Source organism: Buttiauxella ferragutiae (assembly GCF_022637515.1).
GTDB classification, from domain to species: Bacteria; Pseudomonadota; Gammaproteobacteria; order Enterobacterales; family Enterobacteriaceae; genus Buttiauxella; species Buttiauxella ferragutiae.
This window is the reverse complement of sequence record NZ_CP093332.1, coordinates 4,092,611-4,115,993: the sequence shown is the minus strand read 5'-3', so window position 1 is coordinate 4,115,993 and position 23,383 is coordinate 4,092,611. Positions and strand designations below refer to the sequence as shown.

General features: G+C 51.8%; 22 protein-coding genes and 1 other RNA gene. 12 read left to right on the top strand and 11 right to left on the bottom strand.

Annotated features, from left to right (window positions below):
* Positions 1-24 precede the first annotated feature (24 nt).
* Both MNO13_RS18960 and MNO13_RS18955 read right to left on the bottom strand, forming a co-directional pair.
* Positions 25-1,239 (bottom strand): lysozyme inhibitor LprI family protein, encoded by a 1,215-nt coding sequence (locus tag MNO13_RS18960; protein ID WP_241939142.1) that lies wholly within the window; start codon positions 1,237-1,239, stop codon positions 25-27.
* A 64-nt stretch (positions 1,240-1,303) separates the two neighbouring features.
* Positions 1,304-2,356 (bottom strand): PLP-dependent cysteine synthase family protein, encoded by a 1,053-nt coding sequence (locus tag MNO13_RS18955; protein ID WP_133522336.1) that lies wholly within the window; start codon positions 2,354-2,356, stop codon positions 1,304-1,306.
* Between the two features lie 126 nt (positions 2,357-2,482).
* Here MNO13_RS18955 and MNO13_RS18950 point away from each other — a divergent pair, with 126 nt between their 5' ends.
* From MNO13_RS18950 to amtB, 5 genes are all read left to right on the top strand, one after another.
* The gene (locus tag MNO13_RS18950; RefSeq protein WP_064549128.1) at positions 2,483-2,944 is read left to right on the top strand and encodes an Lrp/AsnC family transcriptional regulator; all 462 of its coding nucleotides are present in this window, start codon (positions 2,483-2,485) and stop codon (positions 2,942-2,944) included.
* 56 nt (positions 2,945-3,000) lie between these two features.
* The gene (locus tag MNO13_RS18945) at positions 3,001-4,779 is read left to right on the top strand and encodes a SmdA family multidrug ABC transporter permease/ATP-binding protein (RefSeq protein ID WP_241939141.1); all 1,779 of its coding nucleotides are present in this window, start codon (positions 3,001-3,003) and stop codon (positions 4,777-4,779) included.
* Positions 4,772-6,550, top strand: a complete 1,779-nt coding sequence (locus MNO13_RS18940; RefSeq protein WP_064549105.1) for a SmdB family multidrug efflux ABC transporter permease/ATP-binding protein — start codon at positions 4,772-4,774, stop codon at positions 6,548-6,550. Before MNO13_RS18945 ends, MNO13_RS18940 begins: the two co-directional genes overlap by 8 nt.
* 253 nt (positions 6,551-6,803) lie before the next feature.
* Positions 6,804-7,142, top strand: coding sequence for a P-II family nitrogen regulator (gene glnK, locus MNO13_RS18935; protein ID WP_002891893.1), 339 nt, complete (start codon positions 6,804-6,806; stop codon positions 7,140-7,142).
* 32 nt (positions 7,143-7,174) lie between these two features.
* Entirely contained in the window at positions 7,175-8,461 is a 1,287-nt protein-coding gene (gene amtB / locus MNO13_RS18930; RefSeq protein WP_064549103.1) for an ammonium transporter AmtB, read from the top strand.
* 204 nt (positions 8,462-8,665) lie between these two features.
* Here amtB and tesB read toward each other — a convergent pair whose 3' ends face one another.
* Complete coding sequence (gene tesB / locus MNO13_RS18925; RefSeq protein ID WP_241939140.1) at positions 8,666-9,526, bottom strand: acyl-CoA thioesterase II; 861 nt, start codon at positions 9,524-9,526, stop codon at positions 8,666-8,668.
* Positions 9,527-9,741: 215 nt separating this feature from the next.
* Here tesB and MNO13_RS18920 point away from each other — a divergent pair, with 215 nt between their 5' ends.
* On the top strand, positions 9,742-10,278 hold the full coding sequence (locus tag MNO13_RS18920; RefSeq protein WP_064549099.1) for a YbaY family lipoprotein: 537 nt from the start codon (positions 9,742-9,744) through the stop codon (positions 10,276-10,278).
* 108 nt (positions 10,279-10,386) lie between these two features.
* On the opposite strand, the gene MNO13_RS18915 is transcribed toward MNO13_RS18920, so the two are convergent.
* Positions 10,387-10,698: an MGMT family protein gene (locus tag MNO13_RS18915; protein ID WP_064549097.1), complete on the bottom strand. Its 312-nt coding sequence runs from the start codon at positions 10,696-10,698 to the stop codon at positions 10,387-10,389.
* 172 nt (positions 10,699-10,870) lie between these two features.
* On the opposite strand from MNO13_RS18915, the gene ffs reads away from it, so the two are divergent.
* Positions 10,871-10,967, top strand: an RNA gene (ffs, locus tag MNO13_RS18910) — signal recognition particle sRNA small type.
* A gap of 23 nt (positions 10,968-10,990) precedes the next feature.
* Here ffs and yczR read toward each other — a convergent pair.
* Complete coding sequence (yczR, locus tag MNO13_RS18905) at positions 10,991-12,421, bottom strand: MocR-like transcription factor YczR (protein ID WP_241939139.1); 1,431 nt, start codon at positions 12,419-12,421, stop codon at positions 10,991-10,993.
* A gap of 90 nt (positions 12,422-12,511) precedes the next feature.
* Between yczR and yczE the strand changes: the two genes are divergently transcribed.
* From yczE to MNO13_RS18890, 3 genes are all read left to right on the top strand, one after another.
* Positions 12,512-13,126, top strand: coding sequence for a membrane protein YczE (gene yczE / locus MNO13_RS18900; RefSeq protein WP_241940086.1), 615 nt, complete (start codon positions 12,512-12,514; stop codon positions 13,124-13,126).
* A 34-nt stretch (positions 13,127-13,160) separates the two neighbouring features.
* The gene (locus tag MNO13_RS18895; protein WP_121814209.1) at positions 13,161-13,979 is read left to right on the top strand and encodes a GNAT family N-acetyltransferase; all 819 of its coding nucleotides are present in this window, start codon (positions 13,161-13,163) and stop codon (positions 13,977-13,979) included.
* A 96-nt stretch (positions 13,980-14,075) separates the two neighbouring features.
* Entirely contained in the window at positions 14,076-14,429 is a 354-nt protein-coding gene (locus tag MNO13_RS18890) for a DUF1428 domain-containing protein (protein WP_064549091.1), read from the top strand.
* 41 nt (positions 14,430-14,470) lie between these two features.
* Here MNO13_RS18890 and MNO13_RS18885 read toward each other — a convergent pair whose 3' ends face one another.
* Complete coding sequence (locus MNO13_RS18885) at positions 14,471-16,042, bottom strand: EAL domain-containing protein (protein WP_121814208.1); 1,572 nt, start codon at positions 16,040-16,042, stop codon at positions 14,471-14,473.
* Positions 16,043-16,184: 142 nt separating this feature from the next.
* Here MNO13_RS18885 and MNO13_RS18880 point away from each other — a divergent pair, with 142 nt between their 5' ends.
* Complete coding sequence (locus MNO13_RS18880) at positions 16,185-16,907, top strand: GntR family transcriptional regulator (RefSeq protein WP_241940085.1); 723 nt, start codon at positions 16,185-16,187, stop codon at positions 16,905-16,907.
* Here the strand turns inward: MNO13_RS18880 and MNO13_RS18875 are convergent.
* Positions 16,895-18,094 carry an enolase C-terminal domain-like protein gene (locus tag MNO13_RS18875; protein WP_064549087.1) on the bottom strand — a complete coding sequence of 400 codons (1,200 nt, stop codon included), beginning with the start codon at positions 18,092-18,094 and terminating at the stop codon, positions 16,895-16,897. The genes MNO13_RS18880 and MNO13_RS18875 overlap by 13 nt on opposite strands.
* Before the next feature lie 306 nt (positions 18,095-18,400).
* Here MNO13_RS18875 and MNO13_RS18870 point away from each other — a divergent pair, with 306 nt between their 5' ends.
* On the top strand, positions 18,401-19,771 hold the full coding sequence (locus MNO13_RS18870; RefSeq protein WP_064549085.1) for a PTS transporter subunit EIIC: 1,371 nt from the start codon (positions 18,401-18,403) through the stop codon (positions 19,769-19,771).
* A 64-nt stretch (positions 19,772-19,835) separates the two neighbouring features.
* Here the strand turns inward: MNO13_RS18870 and MNO13_RS18865 are convergent, their stop codons facing one another.
* From MNO13_RS18865 to MNO13_RS18850, 4 genes are read right to left on the bottom strand one after another with little or no spacing between them, the layout of a single operon-like run.
* On the bottom strand, positions 19,836-20,507 hold the full coding sequence (locus MNO13_RS18865; RefSeq protein WP_064549083.1) for a methionine ABC transporter permease: 672 nt from the start codon (positions 20,505-20,507) through the stop codon (positions 19,836-19,838).
* Positions 20,492-21,283 (bottom strand): methionine ABC transporter ATP-binding protein, encoded by a 792-nt coding sequence (locus tag MNO13_RS18860; protein WP_241939138.1) that lies wholly within the window; start codon positions 21,281-21,283, stop codon positions 20,492-20,494. The genes MNO13_RS18865 and MNO13_RS18860 overlap by 16 nt, the downstream gene beginning before the upstream one ends.
* Entirely contained in the window at positions 21,280-22,089 is an 810-nt protein-coding gene (locus MNO13_RS18855; RefSeq protein WP_064549081.1) for a MetQ/NlpA family ABC transporter substrate-binding protein, read from the bottom strand. Before MNO13_RS18855 ends, MNO13_RS18860 begins: the two co-directional genes overlap by 4 nt.
* 18 nt (positions 22,090-22,107) lie before the next feature.
* The gene (locus tag MNO13_RS18850) at positions 22,108-23,145 is read right to left on the bottom strand and encodes an isopenicillin N synthase family dioxygenase (RefSeq protein WP_064549079.1); all 1,038 of its coding nucleotides are present in this window, start codon (positions 23,143-23,145) and stop codon (positions 22,108-22,110) included.
* Between the last annotated feature and the right edge of the window lie 238 nt (positions 23,146-23,383).

The window sequence follows — 23,383 nt, the reverse complement described above, 5'->3', positions numbered from 1 at the left end:
TTTCGTTATTGCCTGAATAATTCGTCACTGATCCCCTGTCGACAAATTCTCGCTGAGATAATCCAGTTGCTCATTTAACCACGCATTAACGATAGCTGTTGAGGCTTTACTGGCATCGCTGGCGGTGAATTTTCGCTCTGTTTGTAGCCACTCCATCGTCGCTTTACGTGCCGGATCTATCGCGATAAGTAGCTGTTCACGTTGCACCTTTGGCCAGCTTTTGTCATCCCATTCGCTAATTCTCTTCTCAGGGGATTCCTGCGATTGACCTTCAATTGGCTTAAGGAAATCGGTGGGTGAGAGCGTTGCACGCAGCCGGAGTATCGCCCAATCCGCATAGCTGGCATAACGAATGGTACCCGAATTTGGGTACGCAGCACTCATGACTGGATCGAGGATTTTATTAAGCTGCTTCCACGCAGGTAGTTCAAAAAGATTGCCTTGCGGTGGGCAGATAGGGGCCTGGCTATCGCGAGAGGAACCCCATAATGCCCCAAAAGCGCGATAAGCCGCATCGCCCTGGCGGCTAAAAACAAAGCAATGAACATCAGGGCGGGGAGGGACTTCATCATACCTGCCCTGCTCAATGGTCATGCGCAGAAAGGTCAGTACGGCAACGTTCTTGCTGGTTTTAGGATCGTTCTCAATATCTTTCAGCAATGAGGCTGCAAAGTCGTTCTGTTTATTTAACGCGGTGACCGCAACCTGGTGGCGTTGTTTCGCTTCTTCCGCCGTGACGCCACTGGTGGGTTCAAAACGATTGAGGTAGACCAGCCATGCGGAGGCAAGCGGGCCACGATACTGCTTCAACTGATAAGCGGCATTTGCCGGATCGGCAGGAATACTGGCAATAATCGCGTCGAGTTGAGTTTCCGCCTGTTGCGTTGTTGCTTGTAGACTGGATTTACGCTGGTTAAACAGGTTTTCCAGGCAAGCCGCATCGGCGTTACACGCATCGCGTTCTTTTAGCCAGCTACGCTGGTTTTTGCGTAACTCACTTGCCCCTTCATCAGACAGGTTCGCCATTGCCGTTTGGTATTTTTCATTGAGAGTACTGTCGAGCTGGCTCAGTGTTTCGTTATCACAAATAGCGTGTTCGATGTCCGTTGTCGCTTTGCTGCAATCGAACGAGGCCGCATGTGTTGAATGAACCACGAAGAAGCCTGCCAGGCTGAGACTCAGTAACAAACGCCGGTCAACTAACCGGCGTGGAAAGCGAAGAGAAGCGTGAATATGCACAGTGAGTTCCTTTCAGTGTCCTTTTTGGGGAGAACAATAATACCTCACTTCTCGCCTGTGGATTCTATTGTGCAGCCACCTGTTTGTGAATTTCAGCCATCCACGGCGCAACATCGCCGATGTTCGCCTTCACCCAATCCGCGTTGTAATAGGTTTCCAGATAACGTTCACCGCTGTCACAAAGCAACGTCACAATAGAACCGGTGCGCCCTTCATCACGCATCCGTGCGGCAAGCTGCAACACACCCCACATATTGGTGCCGGTCGATGCGCCGACTTTACGGCCCAGTATCGTTTCCAGCCATTGCATCGTGGCAATACTGGCCGCATCAGGGACACGCATCATTTCGTCGATAACATCCGGGATGAACGATGGCTCGCAGCGTGGGCGGCCAATCCCTTCAATTTTACTGCCGATAGCACTGCGCAGGCTGCAATCGCGGTTCTGCCAATAATCCATGAACACTGAATTTTGCGGGTCGACAACCGCCAGTTGCGTCGGATACCCCAGGTAGCGCAAATAACGGCCAATCGTTGCGGAAGTGCCGCCGGTACCGGCGCTCATCACAATATACTCAGGCACTGGATTAGGCTCATGTTCCATCTGGCGGAAAACACTGTCGGCAATGTTGTTATTGCCACGCCAGTCGGTGGCGCGTTCGGCGTAAGTAAACTGATCCATATAATGGCCGTTCAGTTCGCGAGCCAGCGTTTCAGAAGCCGCGTAAATTTCGCAGGCGTTTTCCACGAAATGGCAGCGGCCACCATAAAACTCAATTTGTTCAACCTTACGTTTCGCCGTGTAGGCGGGCATCACGGCGATAAAAGGCAGCCCTAACAAACGGGCAAAATAGGCCTCTGAAACAGCGGTAGAACCGGAAGACGCCTCAATGATGGTGGTGCCTTCTTTAATCCAGCCGTTACACAAACCATATAAAAACAGCGAACGGGCAAGACGATGTTTCAGGCTACCTGTTGGATGCGTACTTTCATCTTTCAGATACAGCTGAATACCGGGAAAACCAGGCAGCGCCAGGCGAATTAAATGTGTATCGGCGGAACGTTGGTAATCGGCGTTAATTTCGCTTATTGCGTGGTTTACCCAGATGCTGGTCATGTTGTTGTCCGTATGAATTTTCGTTTGTCTATTTGTGCCTAGAGTAATGCAAAAATGAGATAAAAAAGTTGCCTTTTAGCCTGTCAGGAACGTTCAATGGAGAAAAAATTTCTCCCGGAGGTCGCCATGTTAGATAAAATTGACCGCAAGCTGCTATCCTTGCTGCAAAAAGACTGCACCCTCTCTTTGCAGGCACTCGCTGATGCCGTTAATCTGACTACCACACCCTGCTGGAAACGCCTGAAACGGCTGGAAGACGACGGCATCATCCGCGCCAAAGTTGCGTTATTAGACCCGGAAAAACTCGGCCTCGGTCTGACAGCATTTGTGTTGATAAAAACCCAACACCACAGCAGTGAGTGGTACTGCAAATTTGTTTCTGTCGTGGAGCAGATGCCTGAAGTGCTCGGTTTCTGGCGCATGGCGGGGGAGTACGACTACCTGATGCGTGTACAGGTAGAAGACATGAAACGGTACGATGATTTTTACAAACGGCTGGTGAATGGTATTCCTGGTTTAACCGACGTGACTTCGAGTTTTGCCATGGAACAGATAAAATACACCACGGCCTTGCCACTGGAACGCTAAGTTAGGTTCTCCGGCCTCAATAGCATTTCACTAGTATTTCTCAGGAATTTGACTGCGTGCGATTATTTGCTCAATTAAGCTGGTACTTCACCCGCGAATGGCGACGCTATCTCGGGGCTGTCGCCTTGCTTATTATCATTGCTATCTTGCAACTTGTGCCGCCAAAACTGGTGGGCGTAATTGTCGATGGTGTGACTCAACAGCGCCTTTCTGGCAGCGACGTGCTGATGTGGATTGGCGTGATACTGGTTATCGCGGTGATCGTCTACATCCTACGTTACGTCTGGCGCGTGCTGTTGTTCGGGGCAAGCTACCAGCTTGCCGTTGAATTGCGCGAAGATTATTACCGCCAGTTGAGCCGCCATCATCCCGAGTTTTATCTACGTCACCGCACCGGTGACTTAATGGCACGCGCGACAAACGATGTTGATCGCGTGGTTTTTGCTGCAGGTGAAGGCGTGTTAACGCTGGTGGATTCGCTGGTGATGGGCTGCGCGGTATTAATCGTGATGTCGACGCAAATCAGCTGGGAGTTGACGCTGCTCGCGCTGTTACCTATGCCAGTTATGGCGCTGGTCATCAAACGTTATGGCGACCAATTACATCAACGCTTCAAACTCGCCCAGGCCGCATTCTCAACGCTAAATGACCGCACGCAGGAAAGTTTATCCAGCATCCGCATGATTAAAGCCTTTGGTCTTGAAGACCGCCAATCCGCGCTGTTTGCCGCTGAAGCCAAAGATGCTGGCGAGAAAAACATGAAAGTGGCGCGGGTGGATGCGCGCTTTGATCCGACGATTTATATCACCATCGGCACCGCAAACCTGCTGGCGATCGGCGGCGGCAGTTGGATGGTGATTCAGGGTTCGCTCACCCTTGGGCAACTCACCAGCTTTGTGATGTACCTCGGCCTGATGATTTGGCCGATGCTGGCGCTGGCGTGGATGTTCAATATTGTTGAGCGCGGCAGTGCGGCGTACAGCCGAATTCGCAGCATGCTCTCCGAAGCGCCGTCAGTCACCGATGGCGCCAAAGAAGCGCCAGCCGGTCGCGGTACAGTTGAAGCGAATATTCAGGCGTTCCACTATCCGCAAACCGCACGCCCGACACTTGAAAATGTCTCCTTCACCTTAAAACCAGGCGAAATGTTGGGGTTATGTGGCCCAACGGGCGCCGGGAAAAGTACCATTCTGTCCTTGCTCCAGCGTCATTTTGAGATCGACCAGGGTGAGATTTGTTTCCATGGTATTCCGCTGGTGCAGATGCAGCTCGACTCCTGGCGTAGCCGTCTGGCGGTGGTCAATCAGACACCATTCTTGTTCTCTGACACGGTGGCCAGCAATATTGCTTTGGGCAAACCGGGCGCCACGCAGCAGGAAATTGAACATGTTGCCAGGCTTGCCAGCGTTCATGACGATATTCTGCGTTTACCACAAGGTTACGAAACTGAAGTCGGTGAGCGTGGCGTGATGCTATCCGGCGGCCAGAAACAGCGTATTTCTATCGCTCGTGCATTATTGCTTGATGCAGAAATCTTGATCCTCGACGACGCGCTTTCTGCCGTTGACGGGCGTACCGAGCACCAAATCCTGCATAACCTGCGCCAGTGGGGCGAAAACCGCACCGTTATTATTAGCGCGCACCGTCTGTCGGCTTTGACCGAAGCCAGTGAAATCCTCGTGATGCAGCACGGGCATGTTGCCCAACGCGGCAATCACGATGTGCTGGTAGGGAAGTCTGGTTGGTATCGCGACATGTATCGTTATCAACAACTGGAAGCGGCGCTGGATGATGCGCCAGAAACGACGGTAGACGAGGAACCTGCCAATGCGTAAATCCATACAGCAATGGCCAACCATCAAACGCCTGCTGGCATATGGCTCACCGTGGCGTAAACCGCTCGCAGGGGCGGTAGTGATGTTGTGGATTGCGGCGGCTGCCGAAGTCAGCGGCCCGATTTTAGTGAGTTATTTTATTGATAACATGGTGTCTGAGCATCGCATGCCGATTGCGGCGGCAGCGGGGCTAGGAACAGCCTACCTGTTGCTGTCAATTTCGGCGGCGACGCTGCATTACTGGCAGGCTTTATTATTTAACCAGGCCGCTGTTGGCGTAGTACAAAAGCTGCGTACTGACGTGATGGATGCCGCATTGCGCCAGCCACTGAGTACCTTTGATACCCAGCCGGTTGGGCAATTAATTTCCCGTGTTACCAACGACACCGAAGTCATTCGCGATCTCTACGTGACGGTCGTTGCGACAGTATTGCGCAGTGCCGCACTGATTGGCGCGATGCTGGTGGCGATGTTCAGCCTCGACTGGCGCATGGCGTCGGTGGCGGTCTGCATCTTCCCGGCGGTGATCATCGTGATGTTTATCTACCAGCGTTACAGCACACCGATTGTGCGCCGGGTGCGTAGCTATCTGGCGGATATCAACGATGGCTTTAACGAAGTGATTAACGGGATGAGCGTCATCCAGCAGTTCCGCCAACAGGCAAGATTTGGCGAGCGGATGGGGGCGGCGAGCCGTTCGCACTATTTAGCGCGGATGCAAACCTTGCGCCTCGATGGTTTTTTATTACGACCGTTGTTGAGCCTGTTTTCCGCAATGGTGCTGTGCGGCTTGCTGATGCTGTTCGGTTTCACCTCAGTTGGCACCATTGAAGTTGGCGTGTTATACGCGTTTATCAACTATTTGGGGCGTCTTAACGAGCCGCTGATTGAACTCACCACGCAACAATCGATGCTGCAACAGGCAGTGGTGGCAGGTGAACGCGTGTTCGAATTAATGGACGGTAAGCGCCAGGATTACGGCAACGATACTCGCCCGCTGGAAAGCGGCCATATCGAGGTGGATAACGTCTCTTTCGCCTATCGCGGTGACCGTCTGGTATTGCAGGATATTCACCTTGATGTCCCGGCGCGTAGTTTTGTGGCGCTGGTGGGACATACCGGAAGTGGGAAAAGTACCCTCGCAAACTTGTTGATGGGCTATTACCCGCTGACCAACGGTGAAATTCGTCTTGATGGCCGCCCTCTGGATACGCTGAGCCATAGTGTGCTGCGCCAGGGTGTAGCGATGGTGCAACAAGATCCGGTGGTACTGGCGGACTCTTTCTTTGCTAACGTCACGCTAGGGCGCGACATCAGCGAAGCGGCGGTCTGGCAAGCGCTGGAAACGGTGCAACTGGCAGAACTGGCTCGCACCATGAGTGATGGCATCTACACGCGGTTGGGCGAGCAGGGCAATAACTTGTCTGTTGGTCAGAAGCAATTACTGGCTCTGGCACGCGTGCTGGTGGATGCACCGCAGATTTTGATCCTCGATGAAGCAACAGCAAATATCGACTCCGGCACCGAGCAGGCCATTCAACATGCGCTGGCCGCGGTGCGTGAGCACACCACGCTGGTGGTGATTGCTCACCGTTTATCGACCATTACCGATGCCGATACCATTCTGGTGTTGCACCGTGGGCAGGCTGTTGAACGTGGTACGCACAGTGAATTGCTGGCAGCACAGGGCCGTTACTGGCAGATGTACCAGCTGCAACTGGCAGGTGAAGAATTAGCCGCGGCAACTCGCGAAGAGCCTGCCACCGCTTGATGCACCAAAAGCACGCATAAATCCAATGGGCATCTCCATTGGTGCAGAAGCGAAACGCACCATGCACTGAAATGGTGCGTTTTTATTACCTAAGAACTTTCTTAATCCCAGTCATCGTTATTCCTTCCCCATCAACCCTTATTCGGCGCGGCTTAACGCGCTGAAAAAACCTGTGTTTCATTTTTGGCATGGCCTTTGCTTTATGTAATCAGTGTTGCAAGGGCAATTACCCAATTCTGACTGGAGGGGATCTATGAAGCTGGTTACCGTGGTGATCAAACCGTTCAAACTCGAAGATGTACGCGAAGCGCTGTCTTCAATCGGTATTCAAGGGCTGACTGTTACCGAGGTTAAAGGCTTTGGCCGCCAGAAAGGTCACGCAGAGTTGTACCGCGGTGCTGAGTACAGCGTCAATTTCCTGCCTAAAGTGAAAATTGATGTGGCAATTGCCGATGATCAACTTGATGAAGTGATTGATGTCATTAGCAAAGCTGCCTACACCGGCAAGATTGGCGATGGCAAAATTTTTGTTGCTGAACTGCAACGCGTCATCCGCATTCGTACCGGCGAAGCCGACGAAGCTGCACTGTAATCGTCTTGCCACTCGTGAAAGGGATGGAAAAAATGAAGAAATTAGCCTCTATCTTAGGCGTTGTAGCCCTGGCACTTGCGCCATCAATCGCGCTTGCGGCACCCGCTGTGGCCGATAAAGCAGACAACGCCTTTATGATGATTAGCACCGCATTGGTGCTGTTTATGACAATACCTGGGCTGGCGCTGTTTTACGGTGGCCTGATTCGCTCCAAAAACGTGCTGTCGATGCTGACTCAGATAACGGTCACGTTTGCGCTGGTTTGTGTGCTGTGGGTGGTTTATGGCTATACCCTGGCCTTTGGCTCCGGTGGCAGCTTCTTTGGTAACTTCGACTGGGTATTGCTGAAGAATATTCAGCTCACCGCGTTGATGGGCTCTTTCTACCAATATATTCATGTGGCGTTCCAGGGTTCCTTCGCCTGTATCACCGTGGGCCTAATTGTTGGCGCGCTGGCTGAACGTATTCGCTTCTCAGCGGTGCTGATTTTCGTCGTGATTTGGCTGACGCTCTCTTATGTGCCGATTGCCCATATGGTGTGGGGTGGTGGCTTACTGGCAACACACGGTGCAATGGACTTCGCGGGTGGTACTGTCGTCCATATCAATGCCGCGGTTGCGGGCCTGGTAGGTGCTTACCTGATTGGCAAACGTGTTGGCTACGGTAAAGAAGCGTTCAAACCGCACAACTTACCGATGGTGTTTACCGGTACTGCGATCCTCTACTTCGGCTGGTTTGGCTTCAACGCCGGTTCGGCAAGTGCTGCAAACGAAATCGCCGCTCTGGCCTTTGTGAATACGGTTGTTGCAACTGCCGCTGCCGTCCTCGGCTGGGTATTTGGTGAGTGGGCATTGCGTGGCAAACCTTCTCTGCTGGGCGCGTGTTCCGGTGCCATTGCAGGTCTGGTCGGTATCACTCCAGCGTGTGGTTATGTTGGCGTCGGCGGTGCACTGATTATCGGTATCGTAGCGGGTCTGGCCGGTTTGTGGGGTGTGACGCTGCTGAAAAAATGGCTGCGTGTCGATGACCCTTGTGATGTGTTCGGTGTCCACGGCGTGTGCGGTATCGTAGGTTGCATCATGACCGGTATCTTTGCCGCAACTTCACTGGGTGGTGTGGGCTATGCACAAGGCGTGACCATGGGCCATCAAATCCTGGTGCAACTGGAAAGTATCGGTGTGACGATTGTCTGGTCTGCGGTAGTCGCGTTCATTGGCTTCAAAGTGGCTGACCTGACAGTTGGTCTGCGTGTACCAGAAGAACATGAGCGTGAAGGCCTGGATGTGAACAGCCACGGCGAGAATGCTTACAACGCATAAATGATTTCCCCCTCACCCTGGCCCTCTCCCCAGGGAGAGGGGATAACCGGTGTTTTCTCTGACTTTCTCCCTCTCCTCAGAGAGAGGGGATAACCGATGTTTTCTCTGACTTTCTCCCTCTCCTCAGAGAGAGGGGATAACCGGTGTTTTCTCTGACCTTCTCCCTCTCCTGGGGGAGAGGGTCGGGGTGAGGGCGAGCCAATCTTAACCTCGCTTACGCATAACCCCCTCTTGCACCGTAGACGCCACCAGCACGCCATCGCGTGAATAGAATTCGCCTCTAACAAAACCGCGCGCACTAGAAGCCGAAGTACTCTCAACGCTGTAGAGCAGCCAGTCATTCATATCGAACGGGCGGTGGAACCACATCGAATGATCGATTGTCGCCACCTGCATGCCCGGCTCCAGGAAACCGACGCCGTGAGGCTGAAGGGCGACGGGCAGGAAGTTAAAATCAGAGGCGTAACCCAGCAAGTACTGATGGACGTGTAACTCGGTTGGCATTTTCCCGTTGGCACGCATCCACACCTGGCGTACCGGCTCATCGACATGCCCTTGCATCGGGTTGTGGAACACTACCGGGCGGATCTCCAGCGGTTTTTCACAGAGAAACTTCTCTTTCAGGCTCTGAGGCAGCAGCTTTTCAAACGCCATGGCGATTTCTGTTTCTGACTTCAGGTTTTCCGGCGCAGGGGCTCCAGGCATAGCTTTTTGATGTTCAAAACCGGGTTCTGGCGCCTGGAAAGAGGCGGTCATATAGAAAATGGGTTTGCCATTTTGAATCGCCGCCACGCGACGAGCTCTGAAACTATTGCCATCACGCAGGGTTTCGACGTCATAAACAATCGGCTTTTGGCTATCGCCGGGACGCAGAAAATAACTGTGGAATGAATGCACCAGACGTTCAGCTGGCACGGTTTCTTTGGCGGCATACAACGCCTGGCCAACAACTTGCCCACCGAATACCTGACGTAAACCTAAGTCCTCGCTCTGGCCACGAAAAATACCTTCTTCAATCTTTTCCAGATTGAGTAATGCCAACAAATTGCTGAGCGCCTGACTCATAAAAGGTCCTCAATGGAATTAACAAAAATCGCGCAATTGGCCTGATTATAACAGGTTTCCTGTAATCGCCACTCAGTGGCCCGACCTGACGAAATGTCTTAGTTTTCAGAAAAAGTCAGAAGTTTGTGCCACACTTAGCATGATAAGTATATTTAACCACTCATTACTCGTGGGCCTGAAGCCTGCTGGTGCGTTGATAAAAGGAGAACAAATCAATGAAACTTGTGCACACGTTAAGTGGTTTAGCCATGGCAGTTGCGTTGACGGGATGCGCGCATAACAAAAGTGCTGACATCCCAACGCCAGCCCCAGCTGCGACGACTTCGTCAGCGGCGGCATTAGCACAATCTGATATTCAACAGCCGAATGTATCGGGGACAGTCTGGATTCGTCAGCGTATTGCGCTTCCGCCGGATGCGGTGCTAACGGTGACATTGTCTGACGCATCTTTGGCAGATGCTCCGTCAAGAGTGCTGTCGCAAAGAGCGGTCCGTACTGAAGGGAAGCAATCACCTTTCAGTTTTGTGTTGCCGTTTAACCCAGCGGATATTCAGCCTAACGCTCGCATCATCTTGAGTGCGGCGATCACCGTAAACAATCAGCTGATGTTTATCACCGATACCATTCAGCCGGTCATTAACAACGGTGGGACCAAAGCAGACCTGACCCTGGTGCCCGTTCAGCAAACGGCGGTTCCAGTCCAGGATAACGGTGGTGCGGTATCGACCGTTCCTGCGCCAACGCAGTACTGATACTAAGCACATAAGCGCCTCTGCGGAGGCGCTTGACGCTGATATCGTAGGTCGGATAAGCGCAGCGTCATCCGACACAACTGGCTAATCCCCTCACGGAGGCGCTAATTAATAATTCCAGCGATAACGTTCCATCTCAATTTTCCCGTCCCCAGACACCATAATCCCTTCTGATAGCAAAGCTTGCCGCTGGCGCTGTAGATCCGGGCCGGTCAGCGAAATCGTGCCATGACGATTCACGACGCGATGCCACGGTAATTTACTGCCTTCAGGTAAGCGCTTGAGAACACCTCCGACTTGTCGTGCGGCACGCGGTGAACCCGCCAGGCGCGCCACATCGCCATATGTGGTGACGCAACCTTCAGGAATAGCGGCAATAATCTGATAAACACGCTGCGGGAATGAATCGTTGTTATCCATAGCAAACTCCAAATCAGGATGCCGGTAAGGATAATCGTCGTGTACTAAACTAGAAAGAAAAACTGGGGGTGCGCAAGAAAGCAACACCTGACCGCTCCTTGCTTGCAATTGCCGGGGGCAACATGGATAATGCGCCAGCGCGTTAGGTAACTAGCGCTCTCAATGGGGGCCCTGTTGGTTCTCCCGCAACACTAATTTGTGAATTCGGTCAGGTCCGGAAGGAAGCAGCCGCAGCAGATGACGTGTGTGCCGGGATGTAGCTGGCAGGGCCCCCACCCAATTCTGGGGTCTGCTAAACCACCGTTCTTCTTAGATATTCACTACCTGTTTGCGCAACACTCTCCCAAATCGGTTTTAATCGTTCCAGCGCGATGCGCATTTCCGTGGTTTCTAACGTAAACGGCATTCTTAAATAGCGTTCAAATGCGCCATCAATGCCAAAACGTGGCCCTGCGCCAATGCGGATGCCTTGCGATTCTGCACTTGCGGCAAACACCGTCGCCAATGGTTTTGGCAACTCAATCCACCACGATAATCCCCCTTGTGGCACCACGGTCAGTTTCCAGTCGGGAAACAGTTCTTTAATGGCTGCACCGCAGGCATCTCTGCGCTGGCGTAAAATTTCACGGCGTTGGGGTAAAAAGTTTTCAGCGTCGTTAAACAGGTTAATCGCGGCAAGTTGCTCAAGGATTGGCGAGCCTAAATCCAGCGAATCGCGGATTTGTATCAGCGAAGCAATGATGCGTGTACTGGCGCGTATCCAGCCGAGGCGCAAACCACCCCAGAAGCTTTTTCCGGCGGAACCTAGCGTAATCACCCGGTCGGCATCATCAAAAGCGGCCAGTGGTGGCGGTGGTGGGGCGTCGTACCACAGGTCGGCCATGGTTTCATCGACCACTATTGTGGTGCGTGTTCGGGCGGCAATATCAGCGATGGTTGCACGAGTTGTGGCATCCATACAGCAGCCGACAGGATTATGAAAATCGGCCAGCAAGTAGGCCAGCCGTGGCGAAGTTTGTGCAATGGTGGCTGCCATTCCTTCAGTGTCCCAACCTTGTTGTGTCAGGCTAACGGGAACAGCACGGCATGACGCTCCTTTAATGGCGGCGAGTGCCATCGGGTAAGTAGGCTGGTCGATGACCACGCGGTCGCCAGGGCCGGTTAACAAACGTAAGATCAAGCCAAAACCACTCAGCGCACCGTTGACGATCATAATCTGATCGGCGTCAGTTGGCAGCCCGCGGGCGGCATAGCGTTGCGCGATAATCTCACGCAGTTCAGGCAAACCCTGCTGGTTATAACCGGTCGTCGCTAAATGTTCTGGCAAGGCAATCAGTGCCTGAGCATAGGCCTGATGAATTTCTGGCCCGGCAGTGAGTGCTGCAGTGGAAAGATCTAATGTGGTCGCCCGGCCAGGAAGAGGAGAGACGGTTTGCCGCCCTTCCGGCAGCATGGTGACAGAACCTGAACCTTGTCGGCTTGCCAGATAACCTTCATCCCGCAACTGAGCCAGCGCGGTGGCGACCGTGGTGCGGCTAATACCGAGTGCGGCTGCCAGTTCTCGCTCGCCAGGCAGGCGGCAATCGAGCGGCAAGCGTCCATCCAGAATCAGCAACCGTAGCCCATCCGCCAGTTGGCGATAAACCGGGGAGCGCGGTAAATCCTGTTGCCAGTTTCCCAGCAATTTTGTCAGCGATGATGAACCGGTTCTGCGCTGTGTCATAGCAATCCACTTTGTATTAACTGGACCTTAATATCAGATCCATTTTGCGTGAAAGTAAAGCCACAAAAGATTTCTGAGGAGAAGATAATGATCGCTCGTCGCTTGCTGCAACTGTATACCGGCCTGGTGCTATACGGTGTTTCTACCGCCATGTTTGTGCGAGCCAATTTAGGGGCCGATCCATGGAATGTGTTCCACCTTGGTGTGGCGCGGATCTTCTCTCTTAATATTGGCATGGTGATGATTGTGGTCGGCGCGTTGGTGCTGCTGCTGTGGATCCCGTTGCGCCAAAAACCTGGGCTTGGGACCATCAGCAACGTGATTGTGTTGGGGTTGGCCGCTGACGCCGCGTTAGCCTTAATGCCGCCGCTTGAATCGCTGGTGGCGCGCAGTATTTTGCTGTTGGTAGCGATACTGGTGAATGCGATTGCCACGGGGATGTACATCGGCGCTGGGTTTGGTTCAGGGCCACGAGATGGCTTAATGACCGGGATTAACGCGCGAACGGGTTGGTCGGTGCGCAGTGTACGCACCGCCATCGAATTGACGGTTTTACTGGCGGGATGGTTGATGGGCGGCACATTTGGCGTCGGGACGGTGTTATACGCGCTGGCGATTGGCCCATTAATTCAACTCTGTTTGCCGTGGTTTCGTATTCATATTCAACGGGAGAAAAAACTGGTTGAACCGACAATAGTACCCTAATGTTGAAACCTAAAACCGACAGTTTGAGGTCACGATGCACAACACGGTCATTAGCAAAGCGGCGGCACATTTTAGTAGCTATCAGTTAGCAGAAATTTTATCTCACTGTTTTGAAGGGTATTTAGTCCCTTTCACCATTGACGGCAAGGCCTTTGCCTCGCGTTTTGCCGCTGAAGATATGAGCCTCAATGATAGCCGTGTGTGGATGCAAAACGATGAGCCGAAAGCGTTGGCGATCATCAGTCGCCGTGGCCAATCCTGTCGCCTCGCCGCATTTGCTATTCGCCCTGAACTGCGTGGGCAGGGGTTTGGCAGGCAATTCATGCAGCAATTAATTGATGAAGCGAAAGCGCGTGGCGACCGCAACATGTGGCTGGAAGTCATCGTCGGTAACGACAGTGGGCTGGCACTGTATGAGCGTATGGGATTTGTGCGTCAGAATACGTTCGTCGGATTTTACGCTACAAGCCCGGCGCGCTTTATTGCCACCAACGAATTAACTGAAGTCGATCCTCTGATGGTTGCCAAAAAAATGATGGCCGATACGCACCTGCGTTTGCCGTGGTTAAGCGGGGGGGAGACGCTGTTTAAATTACCCGGCCAGGCATTTTCGCTGCAAGATGCCGCTTACGCCATGGTAGTGACGGCGCCATACCTCAGGTTACGAATGCTGTATGTTGATCCGGCTGCGCGAGGCAAAGGGCTGGCGAAAAAGCTGCTGATGTTATTGCGTGAGCGCTTCCCAGGTATTGCAACTGCAGCGGCTATCCCTGAACAAATGTCTCCTCTTTTCCTGAGCTGCGGCTACCGTCAAGACCCCATTACGCAATATGAAATGCTACTCAAACTCTGAGTAAGCAGTTTTCATTCTCAACGACTAAACTTATCAATCGCAATCATCACGGGTGGAAAACATCTACCCGTCTTCACCACACCGTGGAGGTTCACCATGCATTATGTTGATGGTTTCGTTGTTGCTGTACCGGCAGCAAATAAAGATGCGTATAAGCAAATGGCCGCGAAAGCGGCGCCGCTATTCAAAGAGTTTGGTGCGTTACGCGTAGTAGAATGTTGGGCTGACGATGTGCCCGATGGCAAACTCACTGATTTTCGTATGGCGGTGAAAGCTGAAGAGAAAGAAGAAGTGGTTTTCAGCTGGATTGAATATCCTTCCAAAGAAGTTCGCGATCAAGCAAATGCCAAAATGATGTCTGACCCACGGATGAAAGAGTTTGGTGAGTCAATGCCATTTGATGGCAAGCGCATGATATATGGTGGCTTTGCACCACTGCTTGACGAGTAAAAAAGGGTGGATGACGCCAGGCCAGGTAGCCTGATCTGGCGTCAAGAGCGCTTCGTTGCCCTGGCGTGATAGTTCGCCACCCAGGCAATAAACTCCTCTTTCGGCAGCGCTCTACTGTACAACCAACCTTGCCCGTACTGCACACCCTGCTGGCGTAACCACGAGGCCTGAGCGGGGGTTTCAATACCTTCGGCCACCATTAAAACCCCCAGAGTATTGGCCATTTCAATGATATGTGGCGTGACGTTTTTATATTCCAGCGCATCGACAAACGACTTATCTATTTTAATGATATCGACATCGAGATCCTGCAAATAACTGAGACTCGAGTAACCAGTACCGAAATCATCAATATAAATGGCATGGCCCGCTTTGCGATATTGCGCAAGAATCGGTGCTGTCACTTTCGGATCGGCAAAACCCCGCTCGGTAATTTCAAGTGCAATTTGCTCTGGTTTAACGGAATAACGACTTAGATAAGGGGTAATGACTTCAAGAATATGTAGACTTCTTGCGTCGCGCACGCCCAGATTAACCGAAATATGGTGGTCTGGGTTTTGGCTAAGCCACTCGCCAAGCTCGAGGAAAATAAGCTCAATGACTTGTTCAGTTAATTGCGTGACCAGCCCGGTTTGTTCCGCCAGCGGAATAAACGCATCAGGATTCAGCATTGAACCATCTTGCTGCTTCCAGCGAATTAATGCTTCAGCACCAACGCTTTCACCGCTTTGAAGATGGACAATAGGTTGATATACCACGCTAATTTCACGGTTTTTAATGGCGTCCATCAAGCGGTTACGTGGTGATAATAACCGGCGCAGAACACGAATTAAGAATGTACCCGCAAGAAGACTAATCACTAAACCGACGGGTAGCCAAATCAATAGTTGCTCATACCAAACCGTATTCAGCGGCTCCAGTGAAGCCCAGGCCACCATGGCCAGGCCAGTTTCTGGATTGCGACGGATAACATAAAAATCGTTCTCGCTTTGAAATTCCTCTACACCTTGTTTCAGCGGTTCACGCCACGCGTCTGGAATATAGTGACTATTGCTGGCAATTATTCTCTGTTTAGCCAGACCGACCATGGCAATATTTAGCGTGTATTTACCAAATGGTAGTACGTCAATAAAGGACATCGGGTCAACTAAGGCAACATGAGAGAACTTGCCAATATAGATCATCTTGCGTTTAAAGCCTGGCAGCGGTGGCGTGGTATACCATGCATTAAAGCCATAACTACCAGAATGTTCGGGTTTACCCAGGGTTTCACCGTGGCTGAATAACTCCAGCGAACTACACAGAAGATGGTCATCCTTTTGAAATATCACTTCTTGCACATAGCGATATTCAAGGGCGATGCGATGCATGGCCTCCGCATGAGCCGGAGAGCAGGTATTGTCTTTATTGAGGTTAATATCATCAACAGCAGCAACAGCCTGCTCGATAACATTGCCGGTGCGGTACAAGGCGTGATCGGCAAACTCTCCCAGTTCGTTATGAAAAACTTGCTCGGCATTACGATGAGCAAGATAAATGCTTAACAAAATAGGCAGCAAAACCGCCAAAATAAGTATGCCACTGACCAGGCTAATAAGCTTTCGGGATGTCATTCTTTTAGACCCCGTGAGAAATTTCGTTTTTATAATGGTTTTTCATAGAAGAGGTTAGTCTATCTCACATGAATGAGGGATGTTATGTTTTCATGCTGAGTGGGCATGGAGTCTTGAGATGCGAGCATCTGGTGAGCATAAAATGAAGAAAAAAGAGTTTGTTATTCAGGATTTGTTGAGCAAGATTTATCAACATAATGATTCACAGCGACGCAAATTACCCCCTGAACGCCAGCTTGCCATGGAATATGATGTTTCGCGTTTTACTATTCGCAAAGCGCTGGAAAAACTGGTGAGTATTGGGGTCGTGGAAATTGTCCAGGGATCTGGAATTTGGATTAACCCACAGGCCCGTAATAACCCGCTGGTCTATAACTCCATCACCGAAAAGCGTTTTGATCAGATGGCGTTTCGCATGGTGAATCTGCATAAGAAATTACCTAATCGCGAAGAGCAGCAAGTTTTTGGTGTGGGTGAAAATGACTACATCTGGCAGTTTTGCCGCTTGCGATATGTCGATAATCAAAAGGTACAAATCGAGATTTCGCGTATGCCGGTACAGGATTTCCCTGATTTAAACCAGCAAGTGATTGAACGCTCGATTCAACAATATGTGCTGAGCAAGGGGTTGCGAATTTCTCACCTGCTAACCAGTTATCAGGCGGTGGCGGTTAGCAAAGAACAGGCGGCCTTACTGGAATGTAAAAAAGGTATCCCGGCGATGCACATCATCAACCGGGGCATTCTGGAAGGGGGGTGCGTTTTTGAAATCAGCGACATCATCGACATCAACTATTCCTGCACCTACGTCATCCCCTATAACCATGACAATTTAGCGTATCGGCAGGGCACTCAAGGCGTGTGAATCGCCCCATTAGGCAAGCGACTTTGCGTCCACTCGTGTGGGCGATATTCCACCGGGAAGGCTTCCGCTTTTTGTTGATCGAAACCGACGCCAATGCCCGGCTTTTCAAGCGGATAAATATAACCGCGCTCTGCAACTGGCGCGCCGGGGAACACCGCTTCGGTATTCGGTTTATTCGGAATAAATTCCTGAATCGCCGCATTGTGCAGGTGAATATTTAAATGGGTATTCACCGCCACGCCGATTGGCGTCATGTCAGATGGGCCATGCCAGGCCAGACGCACACCAAATGCCTGGCAAAGAATGGCGAGTTTCAACGCTGGAGTTATCCCGCCAATTTGTGAAACGTGGCAGCGAATAAAATCGATGCGCCGATTCACAATCAAATCATGCCATTCAGCCGGGTTATTAAACAATTCGCCCATTGCCAGCGGCACTGATGAATGCGCGCGGACTTGCTCTAACCAGGCACTTTGTTGCGGTGGCAGAATATCTTCGATAAACCACGGTTGATAAGGCTCAAGCGCTTTTGCCAGCTGCACCGCTTGCTGCGGGAATAAACGTTCATGCACATCGTGAAGAATATGGAACTGGTTGCCGTACTTCTCGCGCAGCGCTTTGAACATCGCCACGGTATTCGCCATGTATTCGTCCTGATCGTAATAGGCGCCAGGCGTTGGCTCACGAGTGGCATGCAAACCTTGCGGCGTGCCACCGTAGAAACCTAACTGGCAGCGAATGTAGCGGTAACCTTGCGCCAGCAGTTTGTCCACTTCCAGATACAACCCTTCCAGGGTTTCACTGGCGGCGTGGCTGTAAGCGGCGATAGCGTCTTTCGATTTTCCGCCCAGCAATTGGTATAGCGGCATTCCGGCAAGCTGGCCTTTGATATCCCAAAGTGCCATATCCACACCGGCAATAGCGTTGTTGATGACCGGGCCGTTACGCCAGTAAGCGTTGACGGTCATCATCTGCCATAAGTCTTCGATATTATTGGCATCGCGCCCGATAAGCAGTGGTTTGAGGTATTCATCGACCATGGTTTTCACGGCCAGCGGGCGTTGCTGGAAGGTGGCACAGCCGTGGCCGGTCACACCCTTATTGGTGGTAACTCGCACTGTGACCAGGTTGTGACGGTCGGGGCGGGTAATAAAACATTCGATATTTTCAATAATGGTTGGCTGCACAAGATGACTCCGCAATGCGTTTTAAATACGTACATTGGCTTTTCAGGTTTAAGGCTTCTGCTTTTTACTATCACCCTATTTTTGACTGCGGGTAAATCATTTTTTTTGCTTATTTTTATTGGTCAGGAAAAGGTGTCAGGTGAACATAAAAACCGTACCAATTTGTCTCTTTAGGTGGTTTCATGGCTTTTGTATAGGCTAATTGTGATGTTGTTCAAAGTTTATTGGTTTGTTTTAGTGGTTGCGATTCCCTACCATCATGGGCATTCAACACATAACAATAAGCAATTTTTTGGGGAGTGACAGATGGGGACCCGTGATGCCATTAATAATATTATTCACCTGATTGGTGGGGCGGATAATATTAGTAAAGCCTGGCACTGTATGACGCGCTTGCGCTTCTCTCTGATTGACGAGAATAAAATTGATCAGTCCGGGATTAAAAAAATCCCTGGTGTTTTAGGGGCGCAGATTCAGAGCGATCAATTCCAGATAATTATTGGCCCGCAGGTCAACAGTTGGTATGAACAACTGACCCACGAGCTTGGCTCCACTCCTGAACAAACTTCACCAACCCACGCGAAGAAAGCGCGAAAAAGCCTGGTGTCAATGTTTATGGATACCGTGTCGGGCGTGTTTGGCCCGATTGTTCCCGCCATTGCCGGTGCCGGGATGATTAAAGGCCTGCTGGCGGGTTTGATTGCCTTGAAAGTGGTTTCGGCGAAAAGCGACACGGTGATCGTTATCGATTTAATCGCCAGTGGCGTGTTCTACTTTTTACCGTTCTTTTTGGCCATCTCCGCGGCGCGAATCTTCAAGACCAATGAATACCTGGCTGCGGCTGTCGCGGCATGCTTTATGTATCCATCGCTGATTGAAGCCGCCAAAGCACTGGCGGGCCACGCACCTGATGCGGTCGGTGCGTTTTACTTCCTGAATGTGATCCCCGTTTCGGTGTTCAACTACGCCTCAAGCGTGATTCCGGTGATTTTTTCGGTTCTGGCATTAAGTTACATCCATCGCTGGGTGGATAAAATCATGCCGGATGTGCTGAAAACGGTGTTTACCCCGACGCTCACCCTGTTCCTTGCGGCGTTAGTGGCGCTGGTGGTGATTGGGCCGCTGGGGATTTATCTTGGCAAAGGGTTGGCGTGGTTTATTGAAGGGCTATTTGGGGTGTCGGCGAGCTTTGCCGGATTAGTCGTAGGGGCGATTCGTCCGGTGGCTATTCTGACCGGTATGCACCACGCCATGACGCCAATCGCACTGCAAAACTTTACCGATCGCGGCTACGACATGCTGATGCCAATGATGTTCATGGCCAATATGGCGATTGCCGGTTCCACGTTTGCCATCTGGAAGCAGAGCAAATCCCGTGAAGAACGTGCAGTGGTTCTGCCAGCGGCAATTTCCGCGCTGCTGGGTATCACTGAACCGGCACTGTTTGGTGTACTGACTCGCTACAAGAAAGCGTTTATTGCCGCCACGGTTGCCAGCTCCCTCGCTTCGGCATTCATTGCTTTCTTCGGTGTGCGTTTGTATGGCTATATTTTGTCGAGCATTTTCAGTTTGCCGGCGTACATCGGCCCGTACTTTATCTTTGCGTTGATGGGCGTGGCGCTGGCATTGGGACTGTCGTTTACGCTGACAACTTTACTGGTGCGCGAGAAGAACTGAAAACAGGCGCTTATCCGACCTATGTGTCTTGTCGGTCGGATAAGCGTTAGCGTCATCCGACGCTTTACCGCCGGTGCGCGAGACGGCGCACCAGGCGGTCACCAATACTTTGTACAAGCTGTACCATCACCACTAAAATCACCACCGTGCCGACCATCACCTGGTCGTTAAAACGCTGGTAACCGTAACGAATCGCCAGATCTCCCAGACCGCCACCGCCAATCACACCTGCCATCGAGGAAAAGCCAATCAGCATCACCACGGTGAGCGTAATCCCCGCCAGAATGGCCGGTAGCGCTTCGGGTAGCAGCACTTTGCCGACGATATGCCAGACATTTCCACCCATCGACAAAATGGCTTCAATACGGCCTTTATCGACTTCATCCAGGGCGTTTTCCACTACTCGGGCAAAAAATGGAAACGCACCAATGGTGATGGGAACCACCGCTGCCGTGCTGCCCAACGTAGTGCCGATGATAATGCGGGTGAATGGGATTAAGGCAATCAACAGCACAATGAACGGCAGTGAACGCCCAACATTCACCACGCTGCCAATAACCTGATTCAAAACCGGTGCCGGTAGCACGCCGTCACGACGGGTGAGAAACAGCAACACGCCCAGCGGCAAACCGATAATCACGGTGAAAAGCGCGGCAAGGCCGACCATATATAACGTATCGAGCGTGCCATCGAGCAATAAAGGCCACAAATCTTCCCAGGCTAGGCGACTTCGCATAACACTCTCCCTGACACTCCAATACGGCGTAAAAATGCTTGTTCCGCAGCGTCGCCAGGTAATAGCGCCTGGCGCAGGCGGGAATAGGGGGTTGCCAGCAATTCAGATAACGAACCGCTTTCCACTAATTTGCCGTTTTCCAGTAGTGCCGCGTGATCGCATATTGCTTTCACCACTTCCAGTTGATGGGTAATCAGCACAATCGTGACGCCCAGTTTACGGTTGATATCCATCAGCAGCGCCAGTACGGAAGTGGTGGTTTCGCTATCTAATGCGCTGGTGGCTTCATCACAAAGCAGCACATCAGGATGCGCGGCCAGGGCACGAGCGATGCCTACGCGCTGCTTCTGCCCGCCGGAAAGCTGCGACGGAAAAGCCTGGGCTTTATCGCTCAGCCCAACTAATTCAAGCAACTCGATAATGCGTTTCTGGCGCACCTCACGCGGTTGCCCGGCGATTTCCAGCGGTACGGCAATGTTGTCCGCGACATTACGCGCATGAATCAGGTTGAAGTGCTGGAATACCATTCCGGTACGCTGGCGATGGGTGCGCAATTCGCGGTTATTGAGCGTGGTAATGTCCACGCCCTGCATCAGAATACGGCCCGAAGTGGGCCGCTCCAGTAAATTGAGACAGCGGATCAAGGTGCTTTTCCCCGCGCCACTGCGCCCGAGAATGCCGTAGATTGCACCGTCTGGCACAGTCAGCGAGACATCATCCAGTGCCGGTTGGCCTCCTCCGGCATACACTTTGCTCAGCCGCTCAACGGTAATCATGATTGCGGAGTAGCGACAGGGATGACTGAGCCATTGAACTGTTTGCGAATAAAGTCAGCAACTTGTGGGGATTGCAGATCTTTCGCCAGCTCTTTGATGCGCGGATCGTTAGCCAGATTTGGGTTGGTAACCAGAATATTGGCGTAAGGATTATGCGTGGCGCTTTCCAGACCCAGTGCGTCTTTCGACGGCGTTAACCCGGCTTCCAGCGCGTAGTTGCCATTAATCACCGCCAGATCAACATCATCGAGCGAACGCGGCAGTTGCGGGGCTTCGATCTCGACGATCTTCAGCTTCTTCGGATTACTGGCGATATCACGCGGTGTGGCCTGGTTTTGCGCGGCATCTTTAAATTCCGGCTTCAGCGTAATCAGCCCTTTGTCCTGTAACAAATAGAGTGCGCGACTCAAGTTGGTGACGTTGTTCGGCAGGGCAATGGTGGCGTTTTCCGGCACCGACTTCAGGTCTTTATATTTGTGTGAATAGATACCGAGCGGCTCGATATGCACGGTTGCGGCGACGGTGAATTTTTTACCCAGCGCTTTTTCCTGATCGCGCAAATAAGGAACGTGCTGGAAATAGTTGGCATCCACATCCCCGTTTGCCAGCAATTCGTTGGCATTCACACCGTTACTCAACTCAACCACTTTGAGTTTTAAATTCGGATCGAGCTTCTGCACAAAAGCGAGGATCTCGGCATGCGGTACTGCGTCAGCGGCGATGCGCAAAGTTTCTGCTGCGTGAGCGCTGAAGGCCAGAGTCAAAGACAGCGCGATCCCTGCCAGTTTAAAAGAGGCATTTTTCATGGTGTTTTCCTTTAAGGTTTAAGCGATGAGTTCACTGCTGTTACGCAAGACATCCGGGTAATAACGTTCCGCCACGTCGGGATGCGACCGCAGGCGACCTTTGAGATAATTCCAGCCGACATCGCGCAGCAACGGGTTGTCTGGGTCACTTTCTGGCCCATGAGCTTGTTGAGCGAGTTCGGGTGGCAGAGCATAAACGGGCACGACAGCGTCTAACTGCGCGCCGAGGAAAAAGGCAATCGACTGACGTTCCAGCCCAGGTAATGGGGAAACCACCCGATGAACCGTGGCGCGTAAATAGCCGTTGGTTGCCAGTTCCAGCAACTCGCCGATGTTCACCACAAAACTGCCTGGCAATGGGGCGGCATCTATCCAGTTATCTGGTGAGACTTCGACCTGCAAACCTTGCTGCTGGTCCTGCAACAGGAAGCTCAGGAAGCCTGAATCTTTATGCGCACCGACACCCTGATTGCCTTCCGTTGCTTGTTGGCCTGGATAACGAATCAGTTTGATGTGTTCGTTGGGTTGATGGCCGTACAGGTTATCGAAACTGTTGGCCGGCAGTTGTAACGCCTGCGCAAAAGTACGCAGCAGCTTGAGTGCCACCGCCGTCATTTCACGCTGAAATTGCAACAGGGTAGGTTTTAGAGAAGGCAACGATTCTGGCCACAAATTTGGGCCTTGTAAGCGCAGCCAGCCTGGCTGATCTTCATGAATTGCCAGCGCCGGGCGTTCTGCGCCGATATCAAACTGTTCGCGCCAGTCCGGTTTGCCACGAGTTAATTCGCTGGCAGCACGGTTGTAACCACGAAAATGAGGGGAGTGGATCATCGCCACTTTTTGTTTTTCAGCTGCGGGCAAAGCGAAAAACTGCTGCGCTTCATCCTGGACAGCCTGTTGCAATTCTGGGCTGATGCCGTGATTGATCAGGTAGAAGAAACCGATGTCACGCGCGGCATGGCGCAGTTGTTCAAGAAATGCGGCTCGATCTGTCGCGGTGCCGTTAAGGGCCAGGAGATCGAGTATTGGCAAGGCCTGGGTCGTTGTGTTGCTCATAATGAACTCCGCGTAAGACAAATGTTTTCCCGACAAACTCTGATTTTTTGTCCCAACAATAATTTTCACAACGACAGCGCTGATTCATGGTTTAACCCTTCTGACTGAGGTGGAGTACATGGAAATTACATTGCCGTAAGCGCGTCGTGCCGCCCAATATTGTTATCTTCTAAGTTATGGCTGTGCCGGGTTCTAAGCTTTTGCGAAATTCAGCAATGCCAACAAAACAGAGTTGCAT